Source organism: Akkermansiaceae bacterium (assembly GCA_017798145.1).
In the GTDB taxonomy this organism is placed as follows: domain Bacteria; phylum Verrucomicrobiota; class Verrucomicrobiia; order Verrucomicrobiales; family Akkermansiaceae; genus Luteolibacter.
In genome coordinates, this window is record CP059069.1 from 194,136 (window position 1) to 215,085 (window position 20,950).

At 61.6% G+C, this 20,950-nt stretch carries 18 protein-coding genes and 1 tRNA gene; 15 read left to right on the plus strand and 4 right to left on the minus strand.

Annotated features, from left to right (window positions below; genetic code table 11):
• From bioD to HZ994_00910, 7 genes are all read left to right on the plus strand, one after another.
• Complete coding sequence (gene bioD / locus HZ994_00880) at positions 1–648, plus strand: dethiobiotin synthase (protein ID QTN30939.1); 648 nt, start codon at positions 1–3, stop codon at positions 646–648.
• 97 nt (positions 649–745) lie between these two features.
• Positions 746–1,981, plus strand: a complete 1,236-nt coding sequence (gene rsmB / locus HZ994_00885; protein QTN30940.1) for a 16S rRNA (cytosine(967)-C(5))-methyltransferase RsmB — start codon at positions 746–748, stop codon at positions 1,979–1,981.
• A 72-nt stretch (positions 1,982–2,053) separates the two neighbouring features.
• Positions 2,054–3,304, plus strand: coding sequence for a beta-ketoacyl-ACP synthase II (fabF, locus tag HZ994_00890; GenBank protein QTN30941.1), 1,251 nt, complete (start codon positions 2,054–2,056; stop codon positions 3,302–3,304).
• Positions 3,305–3,308: 4 nt separating this feature from the next.
• The gene (locus HZ994_00895) at positions 3,309–3,710 is read left to right on the plus strand and encodes an acyl-CoA thioesterase (protein ID QTN30942.1); all 402 of its coding nucleotides are present in this window, start codon (positions 3,309–3,311) and stop codon (positions 3,708–3,710) included.
• Positions 3,707–4,399 (plus strand): 16S rRNA (cytidine(1402)-2'-O)-methyltransferase, encoded by a 693-nt coding sequence (gene rsmI / locus HZ994_00900; GenBank protein QTN30943.1) that lies wholly within the window; start codon positions 3,707–3,709, stop codon positions 4,397–4,399. Before HZ994_00895 ends, rsmI begins: the two co-directional genes overlap by 4 nt.
• A 337-nt stretch (positions 4,400–4,736) precedes the next feature.
• Positions 4,737–5,030 carry a hypothetical protein gene (locus tag HZ994_00905; protein QTN30944.1) on the plus strand — a complete coding sequence of 98 codons (294 nt, stop codon included), beginning with the start codon at positions 4,737–4,739 and terminating at the stop codon, positions 5,028–5,030.
• A gap of 179 nt (positions 5,031–5,209) precedes the next feature.
• A tRNA-Leu gene (locus HZ994_00910) sits at positions 5,210–5,292 on the plus strand.
• A gap of 10 nt (positions 5,293–5,302) precedes the next feature.
• Here HZ994_00910 and HZ994_00915 read toward each other — a convergent pair.
• Entirely contained in the window at positions 5,303–7,447 is a 2,145-nt protein-coding gene (locus HZ994_00915; GenBank protein ID QTN30945.1) for a CHASE2 domain-containing protein, read from the minus strand.
• A 45-nt stretch (positions 7,448–7,492) separates the two neighbouring features.
• Here HZ994_00915 and HZ994_00920 point away from each other — a divergent pair, with 45 nt between their 5' ends.
• Entirely contained in the window at positions 7,493–8,431 is a 939-nt protein-coding gene (locus tag HZ994_00920) for a hypothetical protein (GenBank protein ID QTN30946.1), read from the plus strand.
• A gap of 20 nt (positions 8,432–8,451) precedes the next feature.
• A complete protein-coding gene (locus HZ994_00925; GenBank protein ID QTN30947.1) occupies positions 8,452–9,318 on the plus strand; it encodes a FecR domain-containing protein in 867 nt (288 codons plus the stop codon).
• A gap of 16 nt (positions 9,319–9,334) precedes the next feature.
• Here the strand turns inward: HZ994_00925 and HZ994_00930 are convergent, their stop codons facing one another.
• Positions 9,335–12,079: a PD-(D/E)XK nuclease family protein gene (locus HZ994_00930; protein ID QTN30948.1), complete on the minus strand. Its 2,745-nt coding sequence runs from the start codon at positions 12,077–12,079 to the stop codon at positions 9,335–9,337.
• A gap of 202 nt (positions 12,080–12,281) precedes the next feature.
• Between HZ994_00930 and HZ994_00935 the strand changes: the two genes are divergently transcribed.
• The 5 genes from HZ994_00935 (at position 12,282) to HZ994_00955 (ending at position 17,265) form a co-directional block, all read left to right on the plus strand.
• Entirely contained in the window at positions 12,282–13,079 is a 798-nt protein-coding gene (locus HZ994_00935) for a hypothetical protein (protein QTN30949.1), read from the plus strand.
• Positions 13,076–14,140, plus strand: a complete 1,065-nt coding sequence (locus HZ994_00940) for a hypothetical protein (GenBank protein ID QTN30950.1) — start codon at positions 13,076–13,078, stop codon at positions 14,138–14,140. Before HZ994_00935 ends, HZ994_00940 begins: the two co-directional genes overlap by 4 nt.
• Positions 14,141–14,260: 120 nt before the next feature.
• A complete protein-coding gene (locus tag HZ994_00945) occupies positions 14,261–16,228 on the plus strand; it encodes a right-handed parallel beta-helix repeat-containing protein (protein QTN30951.1) in 1,968 nt (655 codons plus the stop codon).
• A gap of 12 nt (positions 16,229–16,240) precedes the next feature.
• On the plus strand, positions 16,241–16,600 hold the full coding sequence (locus tag HZ994_00950; GenBank protein ID QTN30952.1) for a nucleotide pyrophosphohydrolase: 360 nt from the start codon (positions 16,241–16,243) through the stop codon (positions 16,598–16,600).
• Positions 16,597–17,265 (plus strand): spermine synthase, encoded by a 669-nt coding sequence (locus HZ994_00955; GenBank protein ID QTN30953.1) that lies wholly within the window; start codon positions 16,597–16,599, stop codon positions 17,263–17,265. Before HZ994_00950 ends, HZ994_00955 begins: the two co-directional genes overlap by 4 nt.
• Positions 17,266–17,304: 39 nt before the next feature.
• Here the strand turns inward: HZ994_00955 and purT are convergent, their stop codons facing one another.
• Positions 17,305–18,498, minus strand: a complete 1,194-nt coding sequence (gene purT / locus HZ994_00960; GenBank protein QTN30954.1) for a formate-dependent phosphoribosylglycinamide formyltransferase — start codon at positions 18,496–18,498, stop codon at positions 17,305–17,307.
• 137 nt (positions 18,499–18,635) lie between these two features.
• Between purT and HZ994_00965 the strand changes: the two genes are divergently transcribed.
• Positions 18,636–19,862: an aspartate kinase gene (locus HZ994_00965; GenBank protein QTN30955.1), complete on the plus strand. Its 1,227-nt coding sequence runs from the start codon at positions 18,636–18,638 to the stop codon at positions 19,860–19,862.
• Here HZ994_00965 and HZ994_00970 read toward each other — a convergent pair.
• Positions 19,859–20,935: a hypothetical protein gene (locus tag HZ994_00970; GenBank protein QTN30956.1), complete on the minus strand. Its 1,077-nt coding sequence runs from the start codon at positions 20,933–20,935 to the stop codon at positions 19,859–19,861. The two genes, HZ994_00965 and HZ994_00970, sit on opposite strands and share 4 nt — an antisense overlap.
• Positions 20,936–20,950 lie beyond the last annotated feature (15 nt).

A 20,950-nucleotide genomic window follows, 5' to 3' on the forward strand; every position in this document is an offset into this window, starting at 1 on the left:
GTGAACTTTTTCATAACGGGAACGGATACGGAGGTTGGCAAAACCTATCTCACCAAGCTGATGGTGGAAGCCTTGCGCTCGGAAGGCCACAGCGCGGCCGGCTTCAAGCCCGTCTCCTGCGGCGATCGGGATGACGGCCGCATCCTCGCGGCCGCCTCCGGGGATCTGCCCATCGATGAAGTGAACCCCGTCCATTTCAATGCCGCCCTCGCCCCGCACACCGCCGCCTTGCTGGAGAACAAGCGCATCGACCCGGCGAAGCTCGTCGGCTGTTTCCAAGACTTCGCGGGGAAGCACGAAATCGTGCTCGTCGAGGGAGCGGGCGGCTGGGAAGTGCCCATCACCGAAAGCTATTTCATCTCGGATCTCGCCAAGGATCTCCGCCTGCCCGTAATCCTCGTCGCGGCGAACCGTCTTGGCGCGCTCAACCACATACTCCTCACCCTCGCCGCCATCAAGGCCAAGGGACTGACCTGCGTTGGCATTGTCCTCAACCAGCTCGAGGACGAAATGGACACCCCCATGATCACCAACAAGGGCATCCTCGAATCCCTCACCGACATCCCGCTGCTCGACCACATCATCCACGGCCAGGATTTCCTCTCGCCTGAGATCATGGATGTCCTGACCGCGAACGGACGCAAATGAACGCGAATCTCGAGATGATGCCGATCAGTTCATGCTTTCTTATTGGCGTCCAATCGCGTCCATTCGCTGTTCCCTTCTCCCTGGAGGGTTGAAAGCCATGCCCGCCAAGAACTTCCATGTCCGCCAAGCCGCCGTCTCCGCCCTGCGCGCGTGGGCGAAGGGCCATGACTATGCGGAGAGCCTCGTCGAGCGCCACGCCCAGCGGCGCATGCTTTCCGCATCGGATCGCGGTCTCCTGCAGGCCATTCTCTTCGGTGTCCTCCGCCACCGCCGTGTGCTCGATCATTGGATTTCAAAGCTCCGGCAGGGCAAGCTCGATGCCGAGACGCGCGATGTGCTGCGCGTCGGACTCTGCCAGATCCTGATCCTCAACATCCCGGATCACGCCGCGGTGAACGAAACCGTCGAGGCGGGCAAAGCCCCAGTCCGGCCCCTCATCAATGCAGTCCTGCGCAAGGCGATCACCTCCCGCAAGCGGCTGATGGATGAGCTTGATGAGATGAACCCCGCCACCCTCCATTCCCACCCGGACTGGCTTTACAAGCGCTGGCGCAAAACCTTCGGGAAGGAACAGGCCATCGCCATCATGGAGTGGGACAACCAGCCTGCGGAAACCTTTTTCCGGATCAATCCGATCTCACCCACCGATGCCGCAATCCCTGGCGAACCTCTCGACAACGCCCCGGACTATTTCCGGCTTGAGGGCAAACTGCCGACCGAGCTCCTCGCCTCCGGTGCCATCTATATCCAGGATCCCGCCACCCGCCACTGCATAGCCCTGCTCGACCCGCAGCCCGGCGAAAAGATCCTTGATGCTTGCGCCGCCCCTGGCGGAAAAGCCTTCCTCATCGCCGCCGCCCTCGGCTCAGGGGCCGGCCTCACCTGCACGGACTCCAACGAGAAACGCATCCCACGTCTTGAGGAAAACCTCTCCCGACTCCACATCGTTCCCGACGAAATCTCCATCCACGACTGGCGCAAGCCCGCCCCGGAAAGATTCCGCGGTGCCTTTGATGCCATCCTTCTCGATGTGCCCTGTTCGAACACCGGTGTCATCCGCCGCCGCGTCGATGTTCGCTGGCGCCTCCAGCCGCAGGACATCGAAGACCTCACGAAAATCCAGGCCGAGATCCTCGCCAACGCCCTCCCTTGCCTCAAGCCCGGCGGGCGCATCGTCTATTCCACCTGTTCCATCGAGGATTCAGAAAACATCGATCTCGTGAAAGCCTTCGCCGGGGAGAACAACCTTGCCGTCGGGAAAACCATCCAGATCACGCCGGGCCAGCACGCCACCGACGGAGCCTTCGCGGCGCTGCTTGGGCGGAGAGGCTGATCGCAGTGCCGGCGCAGGGTATTTCTAGTGCTTGCGTGGTGCTTGGTTCCGCGTCTAGGCTTTCCCCACGATATGAGCGAACGACGGGTTGTAATTACGGGCATTGGTTGTATCTCCCCACTCGGGAATGATCTGAAAACGACCTGGGATGGCATGAAAAACGGTCGCAGCGGCGTCAGAAGGATCGCGGGGATCGATCCGGAGCCGTTTGACTGCAAGATCGCCGGAGAGGTTCGCGATTTCGATGCCGACGGATATTTCCGAGCCCCGAAGGATGCCCGCCGCTCTGACCGATACGTCCAATATGCAGTTGCCGCCTCGAAAATGGCAATGGAGGACTCCGGCCTGGACACCGGTCAGATCGACTCCCGCCGCTACGGCGTGATGGTCGGCAGCGGCATTGGCGGCCTCTCGACCCTTGAGCGCGAGCATTCGGTCTTCATCGAGAAGGGTCCGAAACGGGTTTCACCGTTCACCATCCCGATGATGATTTCCAACATCGCCTCGGGCATCATCTCCATGGAGCATGGCCTGCACGGCCCGAACATGGTGATTGTGACCGCCTGCGCGACCTCCAACCACAACATCGGTGAGGCATGGCGGATGATCAAATTCGGCGATGCCGATGGTTTCCTCTGCGGGGGGGCGGAGGCTGCGGTGCTGCCCATGGGATTGTGCGGATTCTCCAGCATGAAGGCGCTGAGCACCCGCAACGACGATCCGGAGAGGGCTTCGCGCCCCTTCGACAAGCACCGTGATGGCTTCGTGATGGGCGAGGGTGCAGGTGTGGTGATGATCGAGGAGCTCGAGACGGCCAAGGCTCGCGGGGCCAAGATTTATGCGGAACTGATCGGCTACGGCGTCAGCGCGGATGCCTACCACCTCAGCGCCCCGTCCCCTGACGGCAGCGGCCCGGCGTATGCGATCGGCATGGCCCTGAAGCATGGCAAGATCAATCCGGAGGAGGTCGATTACCTCAATGCGCACGCCACCTCGACAGGACTCGGCGACATCGCGGAGACGAAAGCGATCAAGGTTGCCTTCGGCGACTACGCAAAGAACGGCCTGATGGTCAGCTCCACGAAATCCATGACCGGGCACATGCTCGGAGCGGCGGGCGGCATCGAGCTGATCGCCAGCGTGATGGGCATCGTCGATGGAGTGGTGCCGCCGACGATCAACATCGAGGAGCAGGATCCGGAATGCGATCTGGACGTGGTTCCGAATGTGGCCCGCGAGGTGCCGATCAGGGTGGCGCTGAGCAACAGCTTCGGCTTCGGTGGTCACAACGCCTCGGTTCTTGTCCGGAAATTCGAGGGATGATCTGGTGAATGGCACCTGTCACCGCTATGAGCGCGTAGTCGCCTTTCCGGATACGGATGCGAGCGGATGGGTGCATTTCACGAAGATCCTCGCCTATGCGGAGGAGGCCGAGCACAGCTATCTGCGGCAGTGCGGCCTGCCGGTCTTCGATCCTGCGAAGGGCGGCTGGCCGAGGGTCAAGGTTTCCTGCGAATACCGCAAACCGCTGCGTTTTGAGGATCGCATCGAGGTGAGGCTGGCGCTTTCCAGGATGGGCGGGACATCCGTGACCTGGAATTTCGAGATCGCAAAAATGGATGGGGAAATCGCGGCGAGAGGGGAGATGACCGCCGTGAAAGTGAATGCTGCCGGCCTGCCGGAAACGATTCCAGGGGAGGAGCGGAAACTTCTGGAGGGCGGGAAATGAGCGGTGCCGAAACAGCGGGGCGCATCGTCCTTGTGCCGACGCCCATAGGCAATCTGGGGGACATTACAGTCCGCGCCCTGGAGGTTTTGAGGACGGCGGACAGGATCGCCTGCGAGGATACGCGGCGCTCGGGGATCCTGCTTGCCCATCATGGGATATCCGGCAGGCGTCTGGTGGCGCTGCACGAGCACAACGAGGTGCGGAAAGCCCCTGAGCTTGTCGCGGCGGCGAGGGCAGGGGAGGTGATTGCCTTCATCAGTGATGCGGGAATGCCCGGCATTTCCGATCCCGGCTACCGTCTCGTGCAGGCCTGCCTGGAGGCGGATGTGCCCTTCGATGTGCTGCCCGGCCCCTCGGCGGTGCTGACGGCTTTGATCGGCTCAGGGCTGCCCTGCCATGCGTTCCGTTTCGGCGGATTCCTTTCGGTGAAAAAAGGGAAACGGAAAACCGAAATGGCAACCACGCTCGAAAGCGGGGAGACGGGGATATTTTTTGAAAGCCCGCACCGGATTGTTTCCACCCTGGAGATCCTTGCGGAGATTGCGCCGGAGGCGAGGGTCTGTGTTGCCCGCGAGCTGACCAAGAAATTCGAGACCTACCACCGCGGCACGGCGGCGGAGCTGCTGGAATGGTTCGGAGCGCACGGCACCAAGGGCGAGATGGTGATCCTGATGAACGGGGCGCATTGAAACACAGCCAAGGCGAACATGAAAGGGACGGAACCCCACAGCGAACCGACGCGCGCCGGAGCCTTGGCCTTTTTCCTGAAATCGCGGATCTTCATCGTGAGGCGCTTTCTCAGGGATGCCGGCCAACCTGTCCGGCGTCATCCCAGCAGTGGCTGCCACCGGATGCACCCATCGCTGTGGAAATCCGTGCCCCGCTATGGACGCAGACGGCGGCTGCGGAGCTGCCCCTTACGGCGCAGCCGCTCCTTTACCTCGTGCCGGAAGGCGATGTGGACGCGCTGAAAATCGCGATGGCCCGCCATCGACAAAGTGGCGATCATGCGCGAAAAGCACCGCCATGAAGAAATCGTTCCCGCTCGAAGACCCGAAGCACAAGCCCGCCCGCGTGGTGGAAGCGATCAAGGCGGAGATCCGGAAATATCTCAAGAGGGAGCGCCGCAAGGAGCTTCCGGAGGGAGCGGATTTCTGGGATTTCCATTGCCGGGCTGGGAAGGATGCGGAGAGCGCGGCCACCGTTCATGTTTCCGAAATCACCAAGCCCGTGGATCTTGCCCGGGGCGAAAATTGGGATGCCGTTTATATCGAGATCCTCGCCAAACCGGGGCACCGCACCAAAGCCCAGGAGGACTGATCACGAGGGTTTGAGTTGTTTCACACGAAGGCACGAAGGATTTCTGGGAATGAGGGGCTTCGTGCGTCTCGGCTTCGTGGCTTTGTGCGAGCATCCGGAAACCAGCATGTAGAAACCAGACCCGTGAATCACCTTGCCTTCCATGCGCCGGGGAAATCAAATCACCGCGTTGCAGGAAAGCCGCCGTGGTGGAATGGTAGACACTACGGATTTAAAATCCGTTGCCCTCACAGGCGTGCCGGTTCGAGTCCGGCCGGCGGCACTTTCGCATGTCATTTCTCCGTGAAACGGATGATGCCCTCCCATTGGGCGGGCTTGAGCTCTTGGTGGAACCTGATGTGCTCCAGCAGGTGCGGGGCGACCTTGTCATCCGGGTATCTCCGCAGATAGGCTTCGATCTTTTCCATGGCGGCATCGAAATCGCCCGTCTCGAATTCCGCCAGCACCTCCGCGTAGGCTGCACGCGCCTCTTCCGATGGGGCGTTCGTCCAGAGATCGACCGGCTCCTCGCGGCCTTTCACGCGCACCCTTGCGATGCGGCGCAGGCCGCTTCCCCCGCCGCTTGCCTCGATGAACTGCCCGCTGCCGAGCCATGGGCAGGAAAACGCCTTGGTCATGCCCTCAAGCCGGGAGGCGAGGTTCACCGCATCCCCGATGACACCGAACTCCGTGCGCTGCTCGGATCCGATCTCGCCGGCCAGCACCTCGCCGAGATGCAGTCCGATGCCTATCCCAAGCACCGGCAGCCCGCGCGAATCCCAGTCCGCATTGAGCCTGTCAAGCTCAGCGATCATGTCCTTGGTGGCGGCCAGTGCGGAGGAGGCGAACGCCGAATCCTCGCCGTCCTCAAGCGCCCCCCAGTGAGCCAGTATCGCATCGCCGATGAATTTATCCAAGGTGCCCTTGTGGGTGAAAATGATCCTGACCATGGCGGACAGGTATTCGTTGAGCTGCTCGAAAAGCTGCTCCGGGCTGACTTTTTCCGAAAGCGACGTGAAGCCGCGTATGTCCGAGAAAACCACGACCACCCGCCGCTTCCTGCCGCTGGCGGCGAGCTGATAGATGTTCGGGTTGTTCACCAGCGAGTCCGCCACATCCCGCGAGACGAAACGCCGGAACTGCTGGTTGAGCCGTGAGCGCTCCAGCCTCTCGCTGACAAGATCGTAGGTCTGCCCGGACACCGCACCAAGGAACACCGCGAAGGCGAAGGGGCTGGGGCCAATCCACGTCGCGCCCCAGCGGGCGTAGAGATAGGTGCCGAGGTAGGCCCCGGCGATGATCAGGGCGGTTGTCGTCAGCGCAACGAGAGGTCGCCGCACCTTGAAGATCATCAACGCCGACACCAGGCCGCCGATGATGCCCGCCCAGAAGATGGCGCCGCGCCAGCCCCGGAACGGGCGGTGGACGAAGCTGTCGTTGAGCCCGGCAGCGATCGCCTGCAAGTGCAGCTGCGGACCCATGAGCTGGCCGACGGGGGTCTGGTGGGTATCCTGGAAGACAGCGGCCGCCGGGCCGATGAGGACGGTCTTGCCCTTGAAGAAATCACCGTTCCCGAAGCGATGCTGCCAGTCATCCGGGACGAAAATGCTACAGACGGGATAAGGCGGATAAACCCGCGAAGCCTTGTTATCGAGCTCCAGCATGTTTTTCCCCGTCTCCGGGTCGACGGTGATCTCCGGAGCGAGGATGCTGTAGCGCGGCTGCGCGTTTGCCGAGGATGCCGGTTTGCCAAGTGCCCTCAGCGCGGCTCCCGAGAGCGAGTCGAAGCGGGTTTCACCGGGCAGGGGGGGATCCATGTTCTGCTCGTTGAGCGTGCTGGAATACTCGACGTCACGGACAAGGCCGTCCTCCTGGTCCGGGCGGAAATTCACGAACCCGAAGCGCGGCGCGGGATCGCTTTCGATGAATTGCTCGCAGGGAAAGACATGCCGGAAGCCGTCGTATTCCATGGACATCGGGGCGAACTGCGAGCCGAGTATGATGCGATCCGCATGCTTTGCCATCACGGCGGCGAGTTCCGCATCGGCTTCCGGATCCGAGGGATCGGCCAGCACGAGATCGAGGATGACGAGCCGCGCACCCGCGCCGATGAGTTTCTCGAAGACATTTGCATAGACCCGCCTGTCCCACGGGAAGCGCTGCGCCATGCGCGACAATGTCGGATCGGCCGCAACAAGATCCGGCTCATGGGAGTTGAGCGTGAGAATTTCCTCGTCAATGCCAAGGAAAACGAGGTCTTCGCGTGGCGGCGGGGAGCCGGGACGATAGAGCGAATTGTCGCCGAGCAGCCTGTCGATGGAGATCAGGCCGTCGGAAATGCCGGGGATGAAAGCGGTTGCAGCGACAAGCAGCCCGCCGAGGAAGGCAAGGCCTGCGGAGATCTTTCTTTTGTCAAATGCCTTTGTCCTTGCCTTCATATCATAAGTTTCTTTAATGCGTATCAACCAACAACCATTTAATTTGTGAATCACCTCATACTTCCATTATCCATACTCGGCGGTCTGGTCGCGCAGGCGGATGTCCTCACCTCCACCCAGCGTTTCTTCGGGCTTGGGGGACAGGTTCCGAATTATTCCGGCGAAGACGGGCAGACAAAGGCTTCCGCCCTGGATCAGGCTCCCTATTCGCCTGCGGATTCCGATCTCGGGGTCCAGGAAATCCTGGTGGAACGCCCCGACAGGGAGCCGGTGATCTTCGATTTCCACAGATCCGTGATGTTCACGGACACCGCGCCAAGCGGGAATCCGGCGACGGATCGTTCCTCATGGGTGTTCGGCTCCAGTGCTGCGGCAGCGTGGCGTCCGCACATTTCCAGGGGCTGGTTCGCCGATCTCGGGGCAGGAGTGGATATCCTGCGGTATGACAGGACCAACGCGGTGGATTTTGAAAATTTCACTGCCCGCCTTGGGGTGTTCCGGATCTTTCCCGAGCTCGATGACACCATCCTGTTCACACGCCTCGAGTTCCAGCGCATCACCTCCACCTCGCTGAGCGAGGGCGATTACAACGCGCAGCGCATCCGCACCGGTCTCCAGAAAGTCCTATGGTCCATGCCGAGGCATCAGCTGGTCGGGACGGTGAGCGGAGCCTATGAGTGGAGCGCCCGTCCGGAGGCGCTGATGCGCAACGAGTATGCCGCGGAACTCGCCTACAGCTACTCGATCACGGACTCCATCTACACGGTGCTCTCCGCCCGGGCGTCGCGCTTCAACTTCGACCAGTTCGGTCGCGATGACTGGACCTACAGGATGGCGGCGGAGCTGGTCTGGCAGTTCACCGAAAGGTTGAGCGCCAATGCCTCGCTTTCGTTCGACAAAAACCAGTCCGACACCTTCGGGAACTTCAACGAGTATGAGGCCTGGTCCGGCGGACTCGGGATCGGCATGCAGCTCACTTTCTGAAACTCCAAACAGCCTACCCCATGAAACGATTTTTAGCTCCAGCCTTGGTGGCGATTTTCCCGCTAAGCATTACCGCCGCCCCGTTGAAAACGGCCATCGTCACCACCGTGGTCAAGGACGTGAAAATGAGCGAGAACCGCGCCGCCCCGCGCAGCATCGGCGAAGGGACGAAAATGACCGGTGCATCCACCATCCTCACCGGCAACGCCTCCCGTGCCGCGATGACATTCCCTGACAGGACGGTCACCCGCGTGGGTGCGAACTCGGTGTTCCGGTTTCGCTCCGGCTCGCGCGACATGGAGATCGCCCAGGGTTCTTTCCTGCTACAGGTTCCGAAAAACTCCGGTGGGGCGAAGATCCGCACCGCCACGGTAACGGCGGCCATCACAGGCACCACCACCCTGATGGAGTTCAGCCCAGGGAAATACATCAAGTTCATCTGCCTCGAGGGCACTGCGGAACTGATCAACCGCAAGGGCGAGAAGGTCTCCATCCCGGCCGGCTACATGCTGGTGATGCACCCGGATGACGAAAGTTTCCCGGTTCCGGTGCAGATCAACATCGAGAAGACGATGAAAACGGCCTTGCTTGCGGACAGGGGCATCTTCGGGGATCTTGATGAAGCCGCCAAGGAAGCGATCGACAGGACGATCGCCGCACAAAGGGAGGGTAGGATCAACGGAGACCTTCATCCCTCCGGACTCATCAACCGCGGTCCCGGCAAGGAAAACGGCTATACGCGCTCCCTGATGAGCGAGCTGTTCTACGTCCATGGTTCAAACGGGAACGAGCAGCCGCCACCGTCTGCGGGCGGGGGGGGCTTTTCGGGAGGGAATCTTTCTCCGGGTGGTGGGTCGTTTCCGGATACCTTCCCGAACAATCCCTAGTTCGGCTAAGGTTTCCTCAGCCGCCAAGGGATGCGATTGCTTCCGCCAGGGGGCGGCCCTGGGATAGGATGGAGTAGTCGTCGTAGGTGACTTTTTCCGCGGGTGGCCAGAAGTTCCGCTGGGCGATTTCCGAGACGATCCAATCGGCGCAGGCTTGGGCGGAGATCATGTCGCTTTCGGAAAAGGTGTCCCAGGTGCTGAATTTCACGTTGTCCTCGGTTTTGCCGAGGTGGATGTAGCAGGGGATGGGGATGCCGCCGTCACTGGACTCGGCGAGCGCGTAGAGGGGGAGCTGGAGGTTCTGCCAGAGGAAAGCGGCGGGCTTGCCCTTCGGGTCGAATCCTTGGTGGAAGGGAGGACCGGCTTCCGGGATGTGGGACGGAAGGCTTGCGGCTGGCGTGATCTTGCGGCGGTGCTCGCCCTCGACTCCTTTTTTCACGTCGCCGGTCTTGTAGTCAATGACGCGGATCTGGCCGGTGCCGCGGTGGCGGTCGATTCGGTCGATCTTGCCCTTGATGGTGAGTTTGCCGGAGGGGATGGTGAAGCCGCGCTCGGTGGCGACGATCTCCCAGCCCTCCGCTGCGGACTCCGCCTGGCGCTCGGCGAACCACTCGAGGCGCTGGCGGATGGCTGCAGCCTGGATGCGGATGGCGAGGGGGGGCTTTTTCCCGAACTCCCGGAAAATCGCTGTCTCCAGCGCGGAATCGAGATAGTCGCTCAGCTTGGTGGGATCTGTTAGTTTGTTGGCCTCCTCATCCTTGCCCCAGTTCTCGACGACGTGGTGGGCGATGTTTCCGAAATCCCGGGCATCCATCTCCCTGCGATCCGGCGCAGGTTCGGACATGCGGGCGAGGTGCTTGAGGTAGAAACGGAAGGGGCATGAGAGGTAGTCGCGCAGGGTGGTGACGCCGAAGTGATCCGGGACTTCGATGTGTGGCGGCTGCCATTCGAAATCCCGGGTCCAGATGAGATCGGACTCCGGCGGGGCGATCTCGCGGAAGAGGTGCCTGACGGTTTCTGGCAACTCCTTGCGCGGCACCTGGAGGAGCAGGCGTGAGGGCAGGTATGGCTCGCCGCCCGCACCGTTCTTGCCGCAGATGAGATGGGCGGAGCCGGTGTTTCCACGCATCATCAGCATGGCGTGGAGCAGGTAGGCGTCGCGGGCATGGCGGTCGGCATCCGAGGTGAGGCCGAGGATCTTGCGGGTGTTTTCGGAAAGCCATGGGTCGCCACTGGAGCGGGCGGGGACGAAGCCTTCGTTCATGCCGCAGATGACGAGGTGCTCGCCCGGCTCGAAGAGGAGTTCCAGCCAGCCCTGGACATCAATGGCACGGTCAGCGGGTGGGCGGGCGGTGGGTGCAGGGAGTTCTGAGAGGAGTGTCTGGAGCCAGAAGGTGTTGCTGCGCCGGACGATTCCGAAAATGGGTGAGGCGGCGGCGAGGAAGTCCTCGATGGCGGTGAGTGTGGCGGCGGAACTTTCCGCGACGGGTTGGAGATCGCGGAGGTGGGAGGAAAGCGCTTCCGCGAAGGTGGAGCTGAGGAAATGCTCGCGGCGTGCGGACAGCCCGCTCACGGTGAGCCATAATTCCCCGTTTCGTGAGTTTTCCGCTTCATCGGATGGGGGGAGGTTTTTCAGGCGATATAGGATTTCCTCGGGCTCTATGGTCGGGTGCTTGTCCCGCAAACGATTCAGGGTGGTGAGATTTGCGGAGCGTTTCCCGTTGGCCATGGGATTGCACTCCGGCAGGGAAAGCAGGGCGGCGAGGTGGCGGGAGGAGGGTTTGGAAAGCCAGTTTTTCCAAGCACCCAGCCAGCGGACAAGAGCGGGGAGGGGTTGGGCGGATGCGGGGTGGAAGGCGCTCCAGCCGTTCTCTGTGAAAACCCGGGCGAGGGCGGCTCCCGTTGGCTCATCCGCGCTGCCGAGGGCGATGTTTGGTGAAGGCGATCCGGTGGCGGACACCGCTTCGAGAGCGCATTTCGCCTGGGCGGCAGGATCGGCAACGATGCTCACGGAGGCGTGCGGCGGGAGCTTGCGGATGATCCACGGTTCAAGCGGAAGGCCGAGTTCCGAGAAATGCTGCGCCTCTGACTCCGGGGCGGCGATGATGGCTGTCACATCGCAGTGCGTTTCCATGAGCGCCTTGGCAAGGCAGGGCGGCATTTCGGTGACTCCGGCGAGGATGATGGTGTGGAAATTTGCGGGCAGGGCGAAGGATTCCCTGAGCATGGTGGAGCGCGAGGTGAATCCCCAGGATGCCAGGAGTTTCTCCACGAGCACCTCCAGCCTTGATAGATCCTCCCAACGTGCGGACTCCGGTGTGGATGCGAGGAATTTCGAGGCGGAGAAAAGGTTGTGCAGGTTTTCCTGAAGCCCGGCGCGCAGCAAGGCCAGCTCGGAGGCAAGGGAAACAGCCCAGTCGGAACTGCCGCCGGCACTGGCTGGGGATACCGGGAAAAGGCCGGAGAAATTTTGCCAATCGGCGGGGGCTATGGATTCGAGGGCCTCGATCCATGCGAGTTTCTCCAACCATGCGGTGGCTAGCGATGGATCGCCGGTGTGGAGCATCGCGCCAGGGGTGGAGACGGTCGGTGCGAGGATGGAACCGGCGGCGGCTGCGAGTGACTCGCGCAGCGTCCTGCCGCTCTGGCCGGTGGGGACGATGACGAGGGTGTGCGCCAGCGTATCCGGGTCGCCAAGGAGGTGGGAGACCAGATTGGGCAGGAAGGGTGAATCGTATCCCAGGAAGATCCGCTTTGGCATGTCGCAAGCATTGGGCTTCCATCGGCGAACATCAAGAATTCGAATCGGTGCGTTACGATTGTTGTCCGCATGCTTCGATCCGCCGGGCTGATGGATGCTGCGCCGATGCACCTTATCAAGCTCCCGCCTGCCGTCTCCATTGGATCAAGCAGCTCCGCAGAAATGACTTGGAGGGGTGATTCCGGCTGCTAGACATGTGGCGATGAAAGTGCTGTCATGGTTATGCTCGATTGCCTTGCTCGGAGCCGGATGCCTGCTCGGTCAGGAAGTCCCGCCCGCTTTTGAAAGAGAGGATTCGGGGGAGGGAAAAGCTGCCGGCAAGGAGATGCTCGATCCGTTTGACCCCGCGGTGGATGCCCCCAAGATGGTGCGGGTGCAGATGGAGTTCATTGAAATGGCGCACAAGGATCTCACCCGCCTGATGATGCAGGAGAGGTCGGACAAGGCGGATGCGACCGCGCTCCGGATGAAGTTGCAGGAGATGGTGGATGGACAAAAGGCAAGTGTTCTCGATACCCAGATCGTCATGGCAAGGAGCGGGCAGAAGGCGACGGTGGAGTCCATCTCTGAATTCATGTATCCCACGGAATACAAACCTCCGGCCTTGCCAAAGTCTCAGGAAGGAGAGGTGAAGGGCACGGATTTCCCCGCCATTTCCGAACATCCCACCGCCTTCGAAACAAAGAACCTGGGCAGCAGCCTGGAAATCGAGCCCACCATTGGTGAAAATGATGAGATCATCGACCTGCGGTTTTTGCCCGAACTGACCTGGCACACGGGGGAGACGGTTTGGCAGGAGAGGAAGGATGGGCATGGGAATATCACCAAGGTATCCATGCCTGATTTCTACAAGCTCAGCATCAACACCAGCCTGACCTGCATTTCAGGGCAGTATGTGATGGTCGGGGTGGCATCACCGAAAAACGGGGCGGGAAAAATCGATCTGGAAAGAAAGGTGATGATACTCGTGAAATGCGACGTGCTGTCGGTGATCCCATGATGCGCATCCTAACAGCTCTGCTCGTTTCCCTGCATCCGATCCGTGCGGAGGTGCTTACTGCGGCTCATCCTTCCGATGAGCTGGCGGTGGGGAAAACGGTGGTGTGGTCGCCGCTTTTCCAAGCGACATGGGACGCGATGAACGCGGAGCTCGGCGGCAAGCCCCTCGACGTGGATCCGCCCAACGAACTGATGACCCGGCTCGACTCATTCCAGTGGCAGCCGGACAAGGTGATGCCGGAGGGTGCCTGGAAGGTGTGGGCCGGGAAGGCGACGAAAGGGTTCCTTGAAACGGTGAACCGGGAAGCGGCGGCGATCACCGGCGAGGCGCAAGGTCCCTTCAGGCTGCTGGAGGAGGTGCCAGGCGGTTTGGCCTGCTTCGGGCTGCTTGACAGGGAGGTGGAATTCCAGACGGCCTTTTTCAGGAGCCGCACGGTTCCGATGAGGTTCGGCACGAAGAAAACGGAGGTCAGTTACTTCGGAACGAATGGCCGCCTGAGCGGGGGCTATGGCGAGAGTGTCAAGGTGCTAGCTTTCAGGCCGGTTGATGGGTCGCACGCGCTGGAGGTTTCCTGCAAGCATGGGGATGACCAAGTGGTCTTCTACCGCCCGCCCGTGGTGCAGGATTTCTCAACCGCGTGCAAATGGCTGCGGAAATGGAAAAAGGATTACGTCGCGAACGAGGAACTGCCGGGAGGCTGGGCGGACAGGGTGCTGCATGAGGGCGATGTGGTGCAGGTGCCATATGTATCGCTAGATGTGACCGAGGACATGGCAGGCCGTTTGCAAAGCAGGCGCTCTTATGGGGGGGAGGGCGATCCGTGGACGATACGCCGGGCGGAGCAGGTCACTAGGTTCGAGCTTTACGAAAAAGGCGCACGGGTGCGGGTTGAAACATCCATCGAGGTGGATCCGTTTGGAGGCAACTCCGCGCCCAAACCGGTTCCCAGAAAATTCATCTACGACCGCCCGTTCTTCGTCTTCCTCTGGCGTGAGGGGGCGGAGTGGCCATACTTTGGGGCGTGGATCGGTGACGATTCGGCGCTGAAGGTGTTCAAGTGAGTGTTGGGCCGATTGCCTGGAGACCAGCGCCCCGTTCGATTTCCAACCAGTTCCGGCTTCCATTTTCCGTGTGTGGAGGGGATAAGGGGCGGGATGACGTTGACGGAGGCCAGAAAGATCTTGGGACTCGGACCCGATGAGGATCCGAGGCCACATCTCGATGAATTCCGCGCGGTGCGGGAACGGATCGCCGATATGGTGCGGACGGCGCCGAACGAGATGCTGGCGGCGAGGTATCAGGAAGGGCTGGTGGAGTTCGACAGGGCGCTGGCGGCGGTGCGCGAGTATCTGGAGGCGTTGGGCCTGATCGCTCCGTCGGAGGATGTGAAAGTCGTTGAGGTGCCATCGGCGGCGCGCGGCCACGCGGTTTTTGTTCCTGAGAACCTGGTCGCGGAGCCGGTCGGGCTGCCTGTGCTTTCGCAGCCTCTGCCGGATCTGCCGGAGGAAGAGGTGCCTCCTGCGGGTGGCTTTTTCCGGGCTGTTGCCTGGTCGCTGCTGTTGCTATCCCTCATCGGTTTCGGTGGTTGGGCTTATCTGAAAATCGAAGGGGAGCGGGAACTGATGAAGCAGCAGCGCGTCGCGTTCCTTGAGCGCCAGGGGGCGATCTTCATCGAGAACCGACGCTGGCCGGAGGCTGAGGAGGCCTTTGCTGAAATCGAGGGCATCTATCCTGAATCCGATCTGGTGACGCTGGGACGTCGCAGCATCGAGGCCGGGATGGCGGAAGAGCAGAACCAGTTCATCGGCTACTGGAAGGGGGAGGCGATCGCGGCTTTTGAGGCGAGCCGGTGGGACGATGCTGAAAAGGCAGCACGGCAGGTTCTGGAAAAGTTTCCTGGCGAGAAGGAAGTGAAAGGGCTTATTGCGAGGATTGCGGAGGCGAAGCGGGGGGAGTTGCGGGAGGATGCCATCGCCGCGGTGCGGAAAAGCATTGCGGCAAGGGACTTCGACGCTGCGATATCCGGCGCACGGTCGCTGGCAGGGACAGATACTGAGGATGCCGAGGCGGCGGAGCTTCTGCGCGAGGCGATAGCCGCGAAGGATAAGGCTGAGGCCGACCTGTTGCGTGCCCGCGACCTGGCCGCGCTGGCCGCCGGGAAAGATACGGGCGAGTTCGACGAGGAGGGGTTGGAACTGATGAGGGAGGCCCTGGCCCTGGCTCCGGATGATGAGGCGATCAAGGCGCGCTACGAGAGGATGGCCTCCTATACCCGCACGATCCGCGTGCCGGTTGATGTGGAGACGGTTGGCGAGGCTTTGGCGACGGCGCGGGACAGGGATCGGATTGTCATAGCGGAAGGCACTTGGGAAGGGCCGTTCCTCATCGGGGCGGCGGTTGAGCTTGAGGGTGTTTCCGGAAAACGATTTTTCCAATGCGCGGCGGATGCCGGCAGCGTGCTCGGATTTGCACCTGGCGTGAAAGGCGTGCGTGTAAGGGGCCTGACCGTGCGGCACCTGTCCTTTGATGCGGGCGAGGAGCGCTTTTCCCTGGCTCATGTGCGGGGCGCGGGTGTGGAGTTCTCGGATTGCCGCTTTGAGCTGGGCAGCGGGCACGGGATCGCCGTAACGGAGAGCGGACATGCGAAGGTTGTGCGCTGTCGATTCACGGAGAACGGCTGGAACGGGATCGGCGTCTCAGGCTCCGGCAGCCTGCTGGAGGCGGAGAAAAACATGCTCAAGGGGAATTTCCAGAATGGCATCGAGGCTTGGGACGGGGCGGCGGTGATCCTCACCGGCAACGAGTCCAGTGGCAACAGCCGCAACGGCATTCACGTCGATTGCGGGACGGCATCCGCGACGGTGTTGGACAACAAGCTAACGGGGAACCGGGAATTCGGAATGGTCGTGACCAGCGCGGGCGAGGGCGAGGTCACGGGGAACACGATGGGGAATAATATCTTAGGAGGGATGGTCGTGAAGGCGGGTGGTGCAAAAGTTACGGTGAAGGACAACGCGATCAGCTCCAACGGCGGCCCCGGCCTTGTGCTCGAGAAAGGTGTCCCGGAGGATGGCTACGCCGCCAACCGAATTTCCGGCAACGGCGGCAAACAACTCATCTCAGGCATCGACTTCTCTGCCGGGGAATGACTCCGAATCGAAATGAGCCTACAGGAAATCACCGAAAAAATCCGCGCCTTCCGCGATGAGCGGGATTGGGCTCAGTTCCACAACCCCAAGGATATGGCCATCGCGATCTCCCTGGAGGCAAGCGAACTGTTAGAGCACTTCCTGTGGAAAAATCCGGAGGAAGTGGAGCAACGCATCGCCGAAAAACGTGGTGAGATTGAGTCGGAGATCGCCGATATCGCCATCTACCTGACAGAGCTGGCGGACAACCTCGGCATGGATCTGCTCAAGGCGATGGAAAACAAGATCCGCGCCAACGCATACAAGTATCCGGCGGAGCGGGTGAGGGGATCGTCGAAGAAATACACGGAATACGGCGAGAGCGCGGAATGAAAATCACCACCACCCTGGCCACGTCGACCACCCCGGATGGCGAGCCGCTCATCCTCCAGGAGCACGATGGGCAGCATTTCATGAAGGTTAGGGGAGTGCCGCTGATGAGCACCACCGCCTCTTCCTCCGAGCAGACGATGGCGGAGCTTGGTTGTGCGAATCTTCCGACAAAGCCGCGTGTCCTGATCGGCGGGTTGGGCTTCGGATTCACCCTGCGGCGGGTGCTTGAGCTTTGCCCGGCGGATGCAATCGTAGATGTCGCGGAATTGCTGCCGGTGGTGGTTGAATGGAACCGGGTGTTTCTGGCAGGGGTGAACGGACTGCTCGTGGATGATCCGCGCGTGCGCATCCATATCCGGGACGTCGCCGAGATCATCAGGCGTGCGGGCGCTGAGCGCTATGATGCGATCCTGCTGGACGTGGACAATAGCCCGGATCCTTTGGTACAGGAAGGCAACGCCGGGCTTTACGGTATGAACGGCATCGCCCTTGCGAAGGCGGCCCTGAATCCCGGGGGGCGGGTGGTTTATTGGTCGGCGAACCAGGACAAGGGTTTCGCGAAAGCCCTCGGAAAGGTTTTCGGAAACTCGGAGAGCGTCGGGGCGAAGGCGTATCCGAAGGCGAAGCGTTTCACGCATACGCTGTTTGTGGCGCAGCGTGCGTGATCGCATGCTGCATCGGGAGGCCGGGACGCCACCTTGGCCCTAGAGCTTCACCTTGATCGCGGCGACTGAGTTGCGCGCTCTCTCCCGCGCCTCCTTGATCGTTCCTCCGCGTGCCAATGCAACCCCCATGCGGCGTTTCCCCTTCACCTCCGGCTTTCCGAAAAGGCGGATCTGCGTGTCCGGCTCCGCCAGCGCTTCCGCCAGATTTTCGTAGGCGACCCTCTCCGAAACGCCTTCCACCAGCAGCGCCGCGGAGGCCGAGGGCCCATGCTGGACGATGTTCGGGATTGGCAGGCCGAGGATGGCTCTGGCATGCAGCGCGAACTGGCTCAGATCCTGCGAAACCATCGTGACCATTCCCGTGTCATGCGGGCGGGGCGAGACCTCGCTGAAATAGATCTTGTCGCCCTTGACGAAGAGTTCAACCCCGAAAACACCATACCCTCCCAGATCATCCGTGACCGCTTTTGCGATACGCCGGGATTCCTCAAATGCGGCCGCGCTCATCGGCTGCGGCTGCCAGCTCTCGCGGTAATCCCCATCGACCTGGAGGTGACCGATGGGCTCCAGGAAACTTGTCCCCCCCACGTGGCGCAGGGTGAGTAGCGTGATCTCGTAGTCGAAATCGACAAAGCCCTCGATGATCACTTTCCCGTGCCCCGCCCGCCCGCCTTCCTGTGCGTATGCCCATGCGGGTGAGATGCACTTGTCCTCGCGTACCGTGCTCTGCCCCTTGCCGGAGCTGCTCATGATCGGTTTTACCACGCAGGGCATGCCGATCTCTGCCACGGCGGCGCAATATTCCTCCCAGGTGGCGGCGAAGCGGTAGGGCGAGGTGGCAAGTCCTAGCGTTTCCGCCGCCAGGCGGCGTATCCCTTCGCGGTTCATCGTCAGCTGAGTCGCGCGTGCAGTAGGGATCACCGTGGCCAGCCCTTCGGCCTCGATCTCCGCGAGGGTGCCGGTTGCGATGGCCTCGACCTCCGGCACCACCAGATGAGGCCGGTGTTTCACGATCGCTTCACGCAGCCGTGCCCCGTCCAGCATGGAAAACACCTCCGCATGATCCGCCACCTGCATGGCCGGTGCGTCCGGATAGGAATCGCAGGCGATTACTTCCACACCGTATCTCTGGAGTTCGATGGCGACCTCCTTGCCCAGTTCCCCGGAGCCACAGAGCATCACGCGGGTCGCGGTTTCGGAAAACGGGGTGCCTATGCTTGGGGTGTCGCTCATGCGGGCTAGTAAAGTGCCGGGGCTGGCCTCTGGGAAGTCGATTTGGCGGCTTCCGGTTCGCGCCGCGCCCGGCATCGCCGTTTGATGATTTGGGGGTTGAAGTTTCAGGCGGCTGCCCCTTGAATCCGCCCCTCTCCATGCCCCTGATCGTACAGAAATACGGCGGAACCTCCGTCGGCTCCATCGACCGCATCCGCAATGTCGCCGCACGCATGAAGCGCACCCGCGACGAGGGCAACAAGGTTGTCGCAGTGGTCTCGGCCATGTCCGGCATCACCGACAAGCTCATCGGCATGGCCAAGGAGCTTGGGGAAAACCCCTCCGAACGGGAACTCGATGTCCTGCTTGCCACCGGCGAGCAGCAATCCATCGCCCTGGTGGCCATGGCCCTGCAGTCGCTCGGGGTCGACGCTGCCTCCATCACCGGCAGGCAGGCGGGGATTTTCACCACCGGCAGCCACACCCGCGGACGCATCTCCAACATGGATCCGTCCCTGATGAACAGGTTTCTCGATGAGGGGAAAACCCTGGTTGTCGCCGGATTCCAGGGGATCACGCTCGAAGGCATGGTGCACACCCTCGGGCGGGGAGGGTCCGATCTCACCGCAATCGCAGTGGCCGCCTCGCTCAAGGCGGATGTATGCCAGATCCTCACAGACGTGGACGGCGTCTACACCTGCGATCCGCGGGTCGTGAAGAACGCCCGCAAGCTCCCGGAAATTTCCTACGATGAGATGTTGGAAATGGCCTCCTCCGGATCCAAGGTCATGCAATCCCGATCCGTCGAGTTTGCGAAAAAATTCGGGGTCATTTTCGAAGTCCGCTCATCCCTCAACGACAACCCAGGAACCATCGTGCTAGAAGAACATCCCAACATGGAAAACGTAGTCATCCGCGGAATCTCCATCGAGCGGTCGCAAGCCCGCGTGACCATATCCGGCATTCCCGACGAACCGGGCATGTCCGGGAAAATCCTCGGGGCTCTCGCCGATGCGGAGATCAACCTCGACATGATCGTCTCTAACATCTCCAACGACGACCGCTCGAAGCATTCCTTCACCATGCACTCCACCGATCTCGGGAAAGCCCAGGCGGCGCTCAAGCCAGTGCTCGCCGAGCTTTCCCCCGACGCGCGGATCCAGACGGAGGCGGGCATCGCAAAGCTCTCCGCCGTCGGCATCGGCATGCGCTCCCACTCCGGGGTCGCCGCCACCATGTTCAAGGCGCTCGGCGCAAAAGGCATCAACATCGGCATGATCTCCACCTCGGAAATCAAGATCGCGGTCACCGTTGACGAGATCCACATCGAGGACGCCGCCCGTGCCGTGCACGATGCCTTCGGGCTGGACAAGGAGCCGGCCTAATACAGCTCCACGACGTAGCCCTCGCGTAGTCCGCCGCCCTTGACTCGCACCCAGTAGATGCCCCGCCCGGTGATGGGCTGAGGCTGCGGCTCGAAGTTGATCGCGTTTCCGTAGACCGATATGTATTCCACGGGCAACGCCTTGCCCGGGATCTCCTCGCTGTTGGAAAATGGTTTTTCCGGCCGTTTCCTCAATTCGTAAACCTCCACGGTTATGTCCTCCCTTGGGGGAGACTTTTCTGTTAGGTAGAGGGACCATGCATTCCCGTGCAGGTATTCCTTCGGGAAAAAACCCTTGCCCGGATAGGCCCAGCTATCCTTCATCCTTGTGCGTCCGGAGGAGTCCATCGCGACCATGGCGGAATACGCCCCGTCCTCCCCGAATCCGGTTTTCCCCATCGGCGGGTTCAGGCACCAGCGGCGGTGGCCGCGTGCCTCGCGGTTGTTGGCACCGGCATCGTTGATGTATTGCTGGACGCTGGAAAGCATGTTGCTGCCGTTGGCGAGGTTGCAGAGGTTGGTGGAGTGGCCTAGGTCATGGGACAGACCGCCGTTTCTCTTGCAAGCCTGCGCCGCATCCGTGGCCTGAGCGACCATTTCCGGATCCGCCTCGACCTCGTCCGGCACGCCAGAGAGATAGCGGTAGCTGTTGAGCCGGTTGATTGTTTCCTGCTGGTCGCGGCTGATGCCCGTCGGCCCCACGCGCTTGTCGATCTCACGCAGGCGCTCACGGATCTCTTCCTTGCTCCTGGGGTAGAGACGGGAGGAAGCCTCTTCCTCCTCCTCGCTTTCGGCGGGTTCTATCTCGGCGGGTTCCGGTTCGTCCACCTGACCAGGCTTCCAGGTGCTCAGGTAGGTGAGATCGCGTTCCGAGAGGACGCTCAGATCCATCGTTGCCTTGGTGTTGGTTTTCCTGGTGAGTATGGTCGCCGTCTTGAAATTTTCGTGGATGGAAATCACGCGCCCTTCGAAGGAGCGGCCGGACTTGTCGGTGAATGTCCGCCAACCCTGGGCCGCCCCGAGCGGGAGGGAGAGCAGGATCATCAAGGCCAGGCGGAAAATCCGGGGTTTCATGGGTTTGGGGAATGC

Bases quoted from the DNA above. Each gene is read 5' to 3' on its own strand.
- rsmB (QTN30940.1), top strand. From the start codon at position 746: ATGCCCGCCAAGAACTTCCATGTCCGCCAAGCCGCCGTCTCCGCCCTG.
- fabF (QTN30941.1), top strand. From the start codon at position 2,054: ATGAGCGAACGACGGGTTGTAATTACGGGCATTGGTTGTATCTCCCCA.
- rsmI (QTN30943.1), top strand. From the start codon at position 3,707: ATGAGCGGTGCCGAAACAGCGGGGCGCATCGTCCTTGTGCCGACGCCC.
- HZ994_00905 (QTN30944.1), top strand. From the start codon at position 4,737: ATGAAGAAATCGTTCCCGCTCGAAGACCCGAAGCACAAGCCCGCCCGC.
- HZ994_00915 (QTN30945.1), bottom strand. From the start codon at position 7,447: ATGAAGGCAAGGACAAAGGCATTTGACAAAAGAAAGATCTCCGCAGGC.
- HZ994_00925 (QTN30947.1), top strand. From the start codon at position 8,452: ATGAAACGATTTTTAGCTCCAGCCTTGGTGGCGATTTTCCCGCTAAGC.
- HZ994_00930 (QTN30948.1), bottom strand. From the start codon at position 12,079: ATGCCAAAGCGGATCTTCCTGGGATACGATTCACCCTTCCTGCCCAAT.
- HZ994_00935 (QTN30949.1), top strand. From the start codon at position 12,282: ATGAAAGTGCTGTCATGGTTATGCTCGATTGCCTTGCTCGGAGCCGGA.
- HZ994_00940 (QTN30950.1), top strand. From the start codon at position 13,076: ATGATGCGCATCCTAACAGCTCTGCTCGTTTCCCTGCATCCGATCCGT.
- HZ994_00950 (QTN30952.1), top strand. From the start codon at position 16,241: ATGAGCCTACAGGAAATCACCGAAAAAATCCGCGCCTTCCGCGATGAG.
- HZ994_00955 (QTN30953.1), top strand. From the start codon at position 16,597: ATGAAAATCACCACCACCCTGGCCACGTCGACCACCCCGGATGGCGAG.
- purT (QTN30954.1), bottom strand. From the start codon at position 18,498: ATGAGCGACACCCCAAGCATAGGCACCCCGTTTTCCGAAACCGCGACC.
- HZ994_00965 (QTN30955.1), top strand. From the start codon at position 18,636: ATGCCCCTGATCGTACAGAAATACGGCGGAACCTCCGTCGGCTCCATC.
- HZ994_00970 (QTN30956.1), bottom strand. From the start codon at position 20,935: ATGAAACCCCGGATTTTCCGCCTGGCCTTGATGATCCTGCTCTCCCTC.